At 66.7% G+C, this 10,051-nt stretch carries 11 protein-coding genes and 1 pseudogene; 9 read left to right on the top strand and 3 right to left on the bottom strand.

The genetic code is table 11. From position 1 onward, the window contains the following. The 3 genes from WAZ62_RS00060 to WAZ62_RS00050 form a co-directional block, all read left to right on the top strand. On the top strand, positions 1-488 hold a 488-nt coding region (locus WAZ62_RS00060), incomplete at its 5' end, for a hypothetical protein (protein ID WP_422641484.1). 6 nt (positions 489-494) lie between these two features. After that, a complete protein-coding gene (locus tag WAZ62_RS00055) occupies positions 495-776 on the top strand; it encodes a hypothetical protein (RefSeq protein WP_422641483.1) in 282 nt (93 codons plus the stop codon). Positions 777-787: 11 nt separating this feature from the next. Then, positions 788-1,636: a TIGR01459 family HAD-type hydrolase gene (locus tag WAZ62_RS00050; protein ID WP_422641482.1), complete on the top strand. Its 849-nt coding sequence runs from the start codon at positions 788-790 to the stop codon at positions 1,634-1,636. Between the two features lie 3 nt (positions 1,637-1,639). Here WAZ62_RS00050 and WAZ62_RS00045 read toward each other — a convergent pair whose 3' ends face one another. The 3 genes from WAZ62_RS00045 to WAZ62_RS00035 are packed head-to-tail and all read right to left on the bottom strand — an operon-like array spanning position 1,640 to position 3,625. After that, positions 1,640-2,452: a class I SAM-dependent methyltransferase gene (locus WAZ62_RS00045; RefSeq protein ID WP_422641481.1), complete on the bottom strand. Its 813-nt coding sequence runs from the start codon at positions 2,450-2,452 to the stop codon at positions 1,640-1,642. Between the two features lie 34 nt (positions 2,453-2,486). Beyond that, positions 2,487-3,215 carry a protein phosphatase CheZ gene (locus tag WAZ62_RS00040; protein ID WP_422641480.1) on the bottom strand — a complete coding sequence of 243 codons (729 nt, stop codon included), beginning with the start codon at positions 3,213-3,215 and terminating at the stop codon, positions 2,487-2,489. A 23-nt stretch (positions 3,216-3,238) separates the two neighbouring features. Further along, on the bottom strand, positions 3,239-3,625 hold the full coding sequence (locus WAZ62_RS00035) for a response regulator (protein WP_422641479.1): 387 nt from the start codon (positions 3,623-3,625) through the stop codon (positions 3,239-3,241). Positions 3,626-3,854: 229 nt separating this feature from the next. Here WAZ62_RS00035 and WAZ62_RS00030 point away from each other — a divergent pair, with 229 nt between their 5' ends. The 6 genes and pseudogenes from WAZ62_RS00030 to WAZ62_RS00005 all read left to right on the top strand — a co-directional run. Then, positions 3,855-4,292, top strand: coding sequence for a MaoC family dehydratase (locus WAZ62_RS00030; protein ID WP_422641478.1), 438 nt, complete (start codon positions 3,855-3,857; stop codon positions 4,290-4,292). A 19-nt stretch (positions 4,293-4,311) separates the two neighbouring features. Then, the gene (locus tag WAZ62_RS00025; RefSeq protein ID WP_422641477.1) at positions 4,312-5,256 is read left to right on the top strand and encodes a bifunctional riboflavin kinase/FAD synthetase; all 945 of its coding nucleotides are present in this window, start codon (positions 4,312-4,314) and stop codon (positions 5,254-5,256) included. A gap of 122 nt (positions 5,257-5,378) precedes the next feature. Next, positions 5,379-8,207: an isoleucine--tRNA ligase gene (gene ileS, locus WAZ62_RS00020; RefSeq protein ID WP_422641476.1), complete on the top strand. Its 2,829-nt coding sequence runs from the start codon at positions 5,379-5,381 to the stop codon at positions 8,205-8,207. Beyond that, positions 8,200-8,700: a signal peptidase II gene (lspA, locus tag WAZ62_RS00015; RefSeq protein WP_422641475.1), complete on the top strand. Its 501-nt coding sequence runs from the start codon at positions 8,200-8,202 to the stop codon at positions 8,698-8,700. Before ileS ends, lspA begins: the two co-directional genes overlap by 8 nt. Before the next feature lie 2 nt (positions 8,701-8,702). Next, complete coding sequence (locus WAZ62_RS00010) at positions 8,703-9,305, top strand: DUF3035 domain-containing protein (RefSeq protein WP_422641474.1); 603 nt, start codon at positions 8,703-8,705, stop codon at positions 9,303-9,305. Positions 9,306-9,446: 141 nt separating this feature from the next. Next, positions 9,447-10,051 (top strand): annotated as a pseudogene (locus tag WAZ62_RS00005) (hypothetical protein); the annotation flags it as partial.

Raw genomic sequence — 10,051 nt, 5'->3', positions numbered from 1 at the left:
AGACCACCATGAGCCTGGTCGCGGTGCTCGACCGCGATCTGCCCGTGATCTGGTCGACCGGCGGCTCCGCCCCCTGCGTCGGGCTGTTCCGCCCCTTCTTCATCGAAGCCGGAATGCCGAGGGTCGAGCCGCCGCCAACGGCCCGCGGCGACGCCGCCTGCCTGTGGTGGCGCCAGGAGCGATTGCACCGCGCGGTCCTCCGCGATCACGCCACCCGGCTGGCGAGCTATGCCCCGGCCCGCGATGCCCTTGAAGCGGCCCTGATCGATGAAATCAATCGGGCGACCGCCCTCGCCGCCGACCGGCCGCGCGGCGAACGGCGCCGGCTTCTGCAGGATGTCTCGCGCGCGGCCTGGGATGTCGCGGAAGATGCCCTTGCCCGCTGGACCCGCCAGGCGGAAACCACCCCGGTCGTCCGCGCCCCGGGTCCTGTCTTTCGACGCCACTGGCATCGCCTCGCCCGGCGCGCCGCCCCAACTGGATCGTGAGCCGCAATGCCCCTGCCCATTCAAGCCCTGCTCGTCATCTCCTATATCCTCGTCGCCTGCGCCGCGGGTTTCGCCGTCCACGACTTCTGGCCGGCGGTGGATGGCACCATTGTCGGCATCGCGCTGTTCTTCGCCGCGCTGCAGGGCCATATCCTGGTCCTGCGCGCCGGGGACCGCGCCGATCTCCAGGCGGAAATCGAACTGCTCCGCCGCAGCCATGGCGAGACCCTGCGGGAACTCGCCGAACTGAAGCTGACCCTGGCCAAACGGGCCGCCCGCGACGATTGAGTTATCCGCTTATGTCCAATCTGCCCAATCTCGTCACCCACGCCGGTCCGGTCATCGAACAGGCAAAGGGGGCGATCGTCGATCTCTGGGGCGTCATGCATAATGGCGTCGCCGCCTTCCCCGAAGCGGTGGAGGCCCTGGCCCGGTTCCGCGCCGGACGCAGGGCCGGCGTCGTCCTCCTGTCCAACGCGCCGCGTCCCTCGGCCGTCGTCCGCCAGCAGCTCGACCGGCTCGGCGTGCCGCCCTCGGTCTATGACGCCATCGTGACCTCGGGCGATGCCACCCAGCTGGCCCTCACCAGCCGAAAGGGCGCCGCCGTCCGGCATATCGGCCCCACCCGGGACATGCCGCTGTTCGAGGGATTGGACCTGAGACTGGTCCCCGACCTGCGCGATGCCGATGTCATCGTCTGTTCCGGCCTCGTCGACGACGAGACGGAAACCGCCGAGGATTACCGTGCCCTTCTCGAAGAGGCGAAGGGCCGCGATCTCGAGCTCGTCTGCGCCAATCCCGACCGGATCGTCGCCCGGGGCGACCGCACGATTCCCTGCGCCGGCGCGATCGCCCGGCTCTATCAGGACATGGGCGGCAAGGTCGAATGGCACGGCAAGCCCCATGGCTCGGTCTACGACCGCAGCCTCGCCCTGCTCGGCACCGCGCCGGGCGAGACGATCGCCATCGGCGACGGCATCGAGACGGATATTCCGGGCGCCAACAGCCAGGGCATCCCCGCCCTGCTGATCACCGGCGGGGTTCACGCCCCCCTGTGGGGCGATCCGCCCGATGCCGCCCTTCTGGGCGCCGCGCTGGCCGACCATGGGCTCGCGGTCGCGGCGGCCATCGACCGCCTGCGCTGGTAGGCGTCAAGGCCCCTTGCCGAGGCGCAGCGTCACCACCCGGTAGGCGCTGCGCATCACCGGATTGATCCTTCCGAGCCAGCCGAGGACGCCGTAAATGGCCGTCAGGTGACGGGCGATCGGCTCGTCCGAGGTCAGTTGGAACCCCTTGCCCCATGATTCGCATGACTTCGGCCGGTCCAGCCCCCAGCTGAAACGGGATCCGGTGACCGCGATCTCGGGATAGAACATGGAGCCCATGGCGACCCAGCTCGCCATGGCATCGAAAACGAGCGTCGCGCCGGGAAACCGCCGGGCGATCTGCCGGGCCAGCAAGCGCATCCGCGCCTCCGACAGATACATGGAAACACCTTCGAGAATGACCAGCGGCGTGGCGTCCGCCCCGATGTCGAGGTCATCGAGGAGTTCCGCGTCCTCGATCGAACCCGAAACGAAGCGGCGGCGGCTGTCGTGACCGGCGAAGGCCTGCCGCCAGATCGGCTCGACCGCCGACAGGTCGATATCGATCCATCGCACCGCCCCGTCGTCGAGACGATCGAACCGGGTGCACAGGCCGCAGCCGAGGTTGATGACCACCGCGCGGCCGCCGTGCCGGCGCATATGCGCCTCGACGAGGCCATCGATGATTCGCTTGCGCAGGATGACGATGGAGCGGTCGATCGGGCTGGGCAGGAATTTCTCGAACGGCGGATGCAGCCGCGCCACGATGTCGTCGACCTTGTCGTCCCGCAGCAGGGGCCGCCGGCTGCGGTTTTCCCGCCACTGGGCGAAGAGGGGAATGAACAGCGTTTCCGAGACGCCCTTGAGTTCGACGGACATCCGCTGCTCCCGTTATGGCGGTAGCAGCATAGGGTCAGTCGAACAGGGCGTCGATGTCCGCTTGACTAGCCTTGGTCGCAGGGGCCGGCGCGGGGGCGGCTGGCGGGTCCGCCGGGGCTTGCGCCGTCGCGCCCATCAGCTTGTCGACCTCGTCCTGCGCGATGCCCTCGCCGTCGAGGGCCGGACCATTCAGCAGGGCCGAATCACCAGTCCTCGCCTCGCCGGGGGCCTGGGGCGCGTCCGCCAGTTCGGCGCCCAGGGCGTTCTTGAGGCGACTGACCCGGTCCTCGATATAGGTCAGGGTATCGACGACCTTGGAGATCCGCTGGCCGGTGATGTCCTGGAACGAACAGGCCTCGAAAATCTCCATGCAGCGGGCCGAGACGAGATCGGTATAGGCGGGACCATCCGCCGGGCTGGCGGCCATGATCGACTCGGCGGCGGCCATGATCTTGTTGGTCGCGTCCTCGGTCGAGCGGACGATGGCTTCCAGCTCCCGGCCCGCGCGGGGCAGGCGCTCGTGCTGCAGATCGCCTGGCCTCAGGGAGGCGATCTCCCCCCTCGCCTTGGCGATATAGTCCGAGAGTTCGCGGAATTCGCGGTAGATCGACGTGTCGATCGAGCGGAAATAGGCCTGCATGGTCGCGATCAGCACTTCGGTGACCGACGCGACCTCGACGAGGCTGGGGGGGGCCGTCTCGCCCCTGCGGCGCAGGTGATCGACCAGGGCGCCGATCTGCCCCGTCAGATGTTCGCCGAGCATGCGCGCTTCCTTCCCTGCAGAGATCAGAAATCGCCGAGGACGGCGCGCATCTTGGTTTTCAGCGTTTCAGCCGGGAACGGCTTCACGATGTAGTTGTTCACCCCCGCCTGCTTGGCGGCGATCACGTTCTCGGTCTTCGATTCGGCCGTGATCATGATGAAGGGCAGATTCTTCAGGCTTTCATCGCTCCTGACCTGCTTCAGCAGGTCGTATCCCGTCATCGGCTCCATGTTCCAGTCGGAAATGACGAGACCAAAGGGCCGGCTTTTCAGCTTGGCCAACGCCATCTGACCATCGGTCGCCTCTTCGACATTGTCGAAGCCGAGCTGTTTCAGGAGATTTCGGATGATGCGCAGCATCGTCTTGTAATCGTCGACGATGAGGATCGGCATTTGCATGTCGACAGCCATGGCGGTGATGCCTCGCAACGCTTTTTCAGGCCTTCAATACGCCCGCCTTGGCGGCGTGACGGTACGGCAGTTGCTGCCGTGACAGGGGCATCCTTGCTCCATACAGGCTAAGAAACGGTAAACCCGGTGACGGGTCGCGCGCTTCCCTTGCGCGGGCGTTGGGGCGCCATTAAGGTCCCCTGCCTCGGCACCCGAGGAGGGCGCGCCACAGCAATTGCGAGGACGAGCGATGTCACAGCACCAGGGTCTCTACTTCGAGGATCTGTCGATCGGCCAGTCGGCGACCTTCTCGAAGACCATCACCGATGCCGATATCCTGATGTTCGCGGGCGTCTCGGGCGATACAAACCCGGTGCATCTCGATGCCGAATATGCGGCGACGACCCCGTTCAAGGAGCGGATCGCCCACGGAATGCTCTCGGCCGGCCTGATTTCCGCCGTCCTCGGCACCAAACTGCCTGGCCCTGGCGCGATCTATGTCGGCCAGACCCTGAAGTTCAAGGCGCCGGTGAAGATCGGCGACACGGTCACCGCCAAGGCCGAAGTGATCGAACTCGATCCCGCGAAGAAGCGGGCGGTGTTCGCCACCACCTGCCTCGTCAGGGGCAAGGCCGTGGTCGAGGGCGAGGCCACCATCATGGTCCCCGGCCGCCCGGTCGCCGTCTGAACACCGGATACGGCGCCCCATGCTTGTCGTCGACAGTCTCGATCGTGTTCCGCCCCAGGCGCAGGGCGCGGTGCTGGCTGTCGGCAATTTCGACGGGGTGCACCGCGGTCACGGCGCCCTGATCGCGGCGACGAAGGCGCTCGCCGACGAGATGGGCACGATCGCCGCGGTCATGACGTTCGAGCCGCATCCCCGGATGTTGTTCAAGCCGGACACGGCGCCATTCCGTCTGACCCCGGCGGCCGACAAACTGCGCCTGCTGGCCGGCCAGGGGGTGGATGCCGCCATCGTGCTGCCCTTCACGACCGAACTCGCCGCCATGCCGGCCGAGGATTTCGTGCTCGACATCTTCGTGAACAGGCTGCGCGCGGTCCATGTCGTGATCGGCTTCGATTTCTGCTTCGGCCAGGCGCGCGGCGGCGACGTCGCCCTGTTGCGCTACATGGGCGAGATGGAAGGCTTTGGCGTGACGGTTGTTTCCCCCGTGGGTGACAATGACTGCAAGCCGGGCGCCGGCTTTTCCTCGAGCGCGATCCGGAAGGCGCTGGAGACCGGCGATATCGCCGTGGCCACCGCCCAGCTCGGCCGGCCCTGGTCGGTCACGGGCAAGGTCCGGCAAGGCGACCAGCGGGGCCGCACCATCGGTTTTCCGACGGCCAATCTCGGCCTTGCCGACTACCTCCGCCCCGCCCTTGGCGTCTACGCGGTCGAGGTCGTGCTGGACGACGGGCGGATCGTGCCCGGTGTCGCCAATATCGGCCGGCGCCCGACCTTCGGGAAGCTGGATGAGAACCTGGAAGTTCATCTGTTCGATTTCGCCGAAGACCTCTACGGCCGGCAGATCGAGGTCCGTCTTCTCGCCTTCATCAGGGCGGAGCGGAAATTCGCCGGTCTGGACGAGTTGAAGGCCCAGATCGCCGCGGACAGCCTGACGGCCCGCCGAATTACCGCCGCGCCGGTCTGATCAGCCGGCGCAAGCCCGCAGCCCCCCCCCGGCTGGACGGCCCGGGGCCTGCCTGTTAAAACCACACACTTCGTTTTGGGTCCCAAACGCCCATCACCTCTTCAGCATTGGCTTGTTCCACAATGACGACCGATTACAAGGCGACCGTTTTCCTTCCCGCCACGCCCTTCGAGATGCGCGCGGGCCTCGTGAAGAAGGAACCGGCGCTCATCGAACGCTGGGATCGTCTCGACCTTTATGGCCGGCTGCGCGCGACCCGCAAGGGGCGCGAGAAATTCGTCCTGCATGACGGCCCGCCCTATGCCAACGGCAACATCCACATCGGCACGGCGCTGAACAAGATCCTCAAGGATGTGATCAACCGCAGCCAGTCCATGCTGGGCAAGGACGCGCCCTATGTGCCGGGCTGGGACTGTCACGGCCTGCCGATCGAATGGAAGATCGAGGAGAAATACCGGGCCGCCGGCAAATCCAAGGACGCGGTGCCCGTCGCCGAATTCCGCCAGGAATGCCGGGCCTTCGCCGATCACTGGATCGGCGTGCAGAAGGCCGAGTTCCGCCGCCTCGGCGTCGAGGGCGACTGGTCGAACCCTTACCTCACCATGGACTTCAAGGCCGAGGCGAAGATCGTCGACGAATGCCTGAAGTTCCTGATGAACGGCGGCCTCTATCGCGGCGCCAAGCCCGTCATGTGGTCGGTGGTCGAGGAAACCGCGCTGGCCGAGGCCGAGGTCGAATATCACGACCACACCTCGACGACGATCCATATCCGTTTTCCGGTCGTCTCGGGTCCCGAGGTGCTGGCCGGCGCCAGCATCGTCATCTGGACGACGACGCCCTGGACCATGCCGGCCAACCGCGGCATCGCCTGCGCGGCCGATGCCGACTATGTCCGCGTGAAGGTGACCGGGGTCGCCGAAGGGAGTCGGGCGAAGCTGGGCGAATCCCTCGTCGTCGCCGGCCCCTTGCTGGCCGAGGTGGTAAAGGCCGCTGGCATCACCGACCATGAGATCGAGGCCGGCTTTCCGGGCAGCGACATCGCCTTCAAGACCATCTGCGCCCATCCCCTGCGTGGCCAGGGCTATGATTTCGACGTACCGGTGCTGGCCGGCGACTTCGTCACCATGGATACCGGCACGGGGTTCGTCCATATCGCGCCGAGCCATGGCGCCGACGACTTCGAGCTGGGCCGCAAGCACGGCCTGCCGGTGCCGGAGCTGGTCGGCCCCAATGGCGCCTATCTCGACGACGTGCCGCTTTTCGCCGGCAAGAAGGTCCTGTGGCCGAACGGCAAGGAAGGCAACGCGAATTCCAGCGTGCTCGCCGCCATCGACGAGGCCGGCGGCCTGCTCGCCCAAGGCAAGCTGGTCCATTCCTATCCGCATTCCTGGCGCTCCAAGGCGCCACTGATCTTCCGCGCGACGCCGCAGTGGTTCATCTCGATGACCACCAACGACCTGCGGGAGAAGGCCCTGACCGCCATCGACCAGGTGCAATGGGTGCCGGCCGCCGGCCGCAACCGCATCTATTCGATGATATCCAGCCGGCCCGACTGGGTGATCTCGCGCCAGCGCGCCTGGGGCGTGCCGATCACCCTCTTCGTCGACAGGAAGACCAACGAGCCCTTGCGCGATCCCGCCGTGAACGCCCGCATCGTCGAGGCGGTGACGGCGGAAGGCGCCGATGCCTGGTTCACCTCGGCGCCGTCGCGCTTCCTCGGCGAGGCCTACGATCCGGAAGGCTTCGAGCAGGTGATGGACATTCTCGACGTCTGGTTCGACTCGGGCTCGACCCACGCCTTCGTCCTCGAGGAGCGGGAAGAGCTGAAGTGGCCCGCCGATCTCTACCTCGAAGGCTCGGACCAGCATCGCGGCTGGTTCCATTCCTCCCTGCTCGAGGCCTGCGGCACGCGCGGCCGCGCGCCTTACGAGGGCGTCGTGACCCACGGCTTCGTCGTCGACGGCCAGGGCCGCAAGATGTCGAAGTCCCTCGGCAACACGATCGCGCCGCAGAATGTCATCGACCAGAATGGCGCCGATATCCTGCGCCTCTGGGTCGCGACCTCGGATTTCTCCGAAGACCTGAAGATCGACAACGACATCCTCAAGGCCAAGGCGGAAGTCTATCGCAAGCTGCGCAACACGCTGCGCTATGTCATGGGCAGTCTCGATGGCTTCACCGAGGCCGAGCGGCTGCCGGTCGCCGAGATGCCGGAACTCGACCGCTGGGTGCTGCACCGGGTGGCCGAACTCGACAAGGCCATGCGCGAGGGTTACCAGACCTATGAATTCCACCGCGCCTTCATGGCGTTGACGGATTTCTGCATCGGCGACCTGTCGGCCTTCTATTTCGACGTCCGCAAGGATGCGATCTATTGCGACGGACCTTCGTCGATCCGCCGCCGGGCCGTGCGCAGCGTGCTCGACGTGCTGTTCAACTGCCTGACGACCTGGGCCGCCCCGGTGCTGTGCTTCACCATGGAGGAAGCCTGGCTGACCCGGAACCCGGGCGACGACGAGAGCATCCACCTGCGGGAATTCCCGGCGGTGCCGGCCGAATGGCTCGATCCCGCCCTCGCCGCCAAGTGGGAAAGGCTGCGTGCCTTGCGTCTCGTCATCACCGGCGCCCTCGAAATCGAGCGGCGGGAAAAGCGCATCGGCTCCAGCCTGCAGGCCCAGCCGATCGTCCATATCGCCGACGAAGACCTGCTGGCCCTGGCCCGCACCGTCGATTTCGCCGAACTCTCGATCACGTCCGGCATCGAACTCCTGGCCGGCGAAGGTCCCGCGGAGGCCTTCCGTCTGACCGAGGTGCCGGGGGTCGCGGTCGAGCCCAGGCCGGCGGAGGGCGAAAAATGCGCCCGTTGCTGGATGGTCCTGCCGGAAGTCGGCGCCCATGCCGACCATCCGGGCCTGTGCCACCGCTGCCACGAGGTCGTCGCCCATGGCTGACCGGCGGCGGCTCCGGGTTCTCGGACTTGTCCTGTTCGCGGCAGTGCTTCTCGCCGACAGGCTGTCGAAGGAAATGCTTGTGCCGCTGCTCGACGGTCAGGACCCGATCGCCGTCACCGGTTTTTTTAATCTCGTCATGGTCTGGAATCGGGGCGTCAGCTTCGGCCTGTTCCAGCAGGGTGACGATACCGGCCGCTATCTGCTGACCGGATTCGCCGTCGTGGTGGGCCTCGTGCTCGTGGTCTGGATGTTACGTTCCACCACGCGGCTGGCCGTTACCGGTCTCGCGCTGGTTGCGGCGGGGGCCCTTGGCAACGCCTATGACCGCATGGTCTTCGGCGCCGTTGCCGATTTTCTGGACTTTCACCTTTCGGGCTATCATTTCTGGGCTTTCAACGTGGCCGATTCCGGTATCACCTTCGGCATCGGTCTCTTGTTGCTGGATGCCTTCCGCGCGCGGCCGGAGTTTGCAGCCGCGCCCAAGGAGCAGTGAAGATGAGTGTGGTCATTCGATCGTCACGCCTTGCGGGCCTTGGCGCCCTCTTCGTTGGCGCTTCCCTCCTGGCAGGCTGCGGCGGCAGCGACGTCCGGGAACAGCTCGGACTTTCCCGGCGCGCGCCCGATGAATTCGCGGTCGTGACCCAGGCCCCCCTGGCCATGCCGCCGGATTACACCCTGCGCCCGCCGGAACCCGGTGCCCTGCCGACCCAGCAGGGCAATCCCGAACGCGCCGCCTCGACCGCGATCTTCGGGGCGACCCTGGCCGACGGTCCGGCGGCGGGTGCCCCGGTCGGCGTCGCCGCCGCCCAGGCGCCCGGCGGCCTCGAACAGCAGTTCCTGTCGGCGGCCGGGGCGGACAAGGCCGATGGCTCGATCCGCGAGACGCTCAACCGCGAAAGCGGCTCGATCGTCGAGAAGAGCACGACCTTCGCCCAGGACGTTCTCGGCATCCGCAACGATCCGACCGAAATTCTGGTCAATGCGCCGGAAGAGGCTCGCCGGATCCGCCAGAACACCGCGAATGGCCTTCCGGCCAACACTGGCGACACGCCCGAAATCAAGCGAGGGAACCCGGGGCTGCTTCAAGGTGTTTTCTGATCGTGCATGAGCCATGCACGACCACACCTGGGCACCCCAATGTTCGCTACCGACGCAACTCTTGATTTCGTCACCCGTATACCGCTTCGTTCGCAGAGGCGATATCTGCCCGCTTCCGGGCGGCCGACGACTGGGGCATTGATGTTGAGGACCAACCCTGCGGAGCACGCTCCGGGATCGACGGAGCCCAGCTTCGTCCAGGCCATCGGTGAATGCGCGAACGGCAAGCTCGCGAGCGGCAGCATCGACCGGCGCCTGGGCGAGACGCGGGCCGTGCTGTCCCGTCTGGGCGACCAGGTGCGGAATGGGTCCCTGCCCCATTTCACCATCCCCTATCGGACCGACGACCTGATCGAACAGGCGCAGGTCGCGCGCGAGATCGTCTCGACGGCGGAACAGGTCGTCCTGCTCGGCACCGGCGGCTCGTCGCTCGGCCCGCAGGCGATTGCCCAGCTGGTCCAGACCCCGTTCAGCGGCGCCCCCGGCCGCCCGCGCCTCGGCTTTCTCGACAATCTGGATCCGGCCGGTCTCGCGGCGGCGATGAACGCCAGCGATCTGCCCAACATGCATTTCCTGGTCGCGTCCAAGTCCGGCACCACGGCCGAGACCATCGCCCAGCTGCTGGTGGTGATCGACGCGCTCGAGGATGCCGGCTATCGCCGCGATGCCATCGGCCGCCACTTCACCGTCGTGACCGAGCCCAAGGACAGCCTGCTGCGCCAGATCGGCAAGCATTTCGGCGCCCG

This window comes from Zavarzinia sp. (assembly GCF_049306435.1).
GTDB lineage: Bacteria > Pseudomonadota > Alphaproteobacteria > Zavarziniales > Zavarziniaceae > Zavarzinia.
Note: the sequence above shows the minus strand (reverse complement) of the source record. Positions and strands in the feature narration are given on the sequence as shown.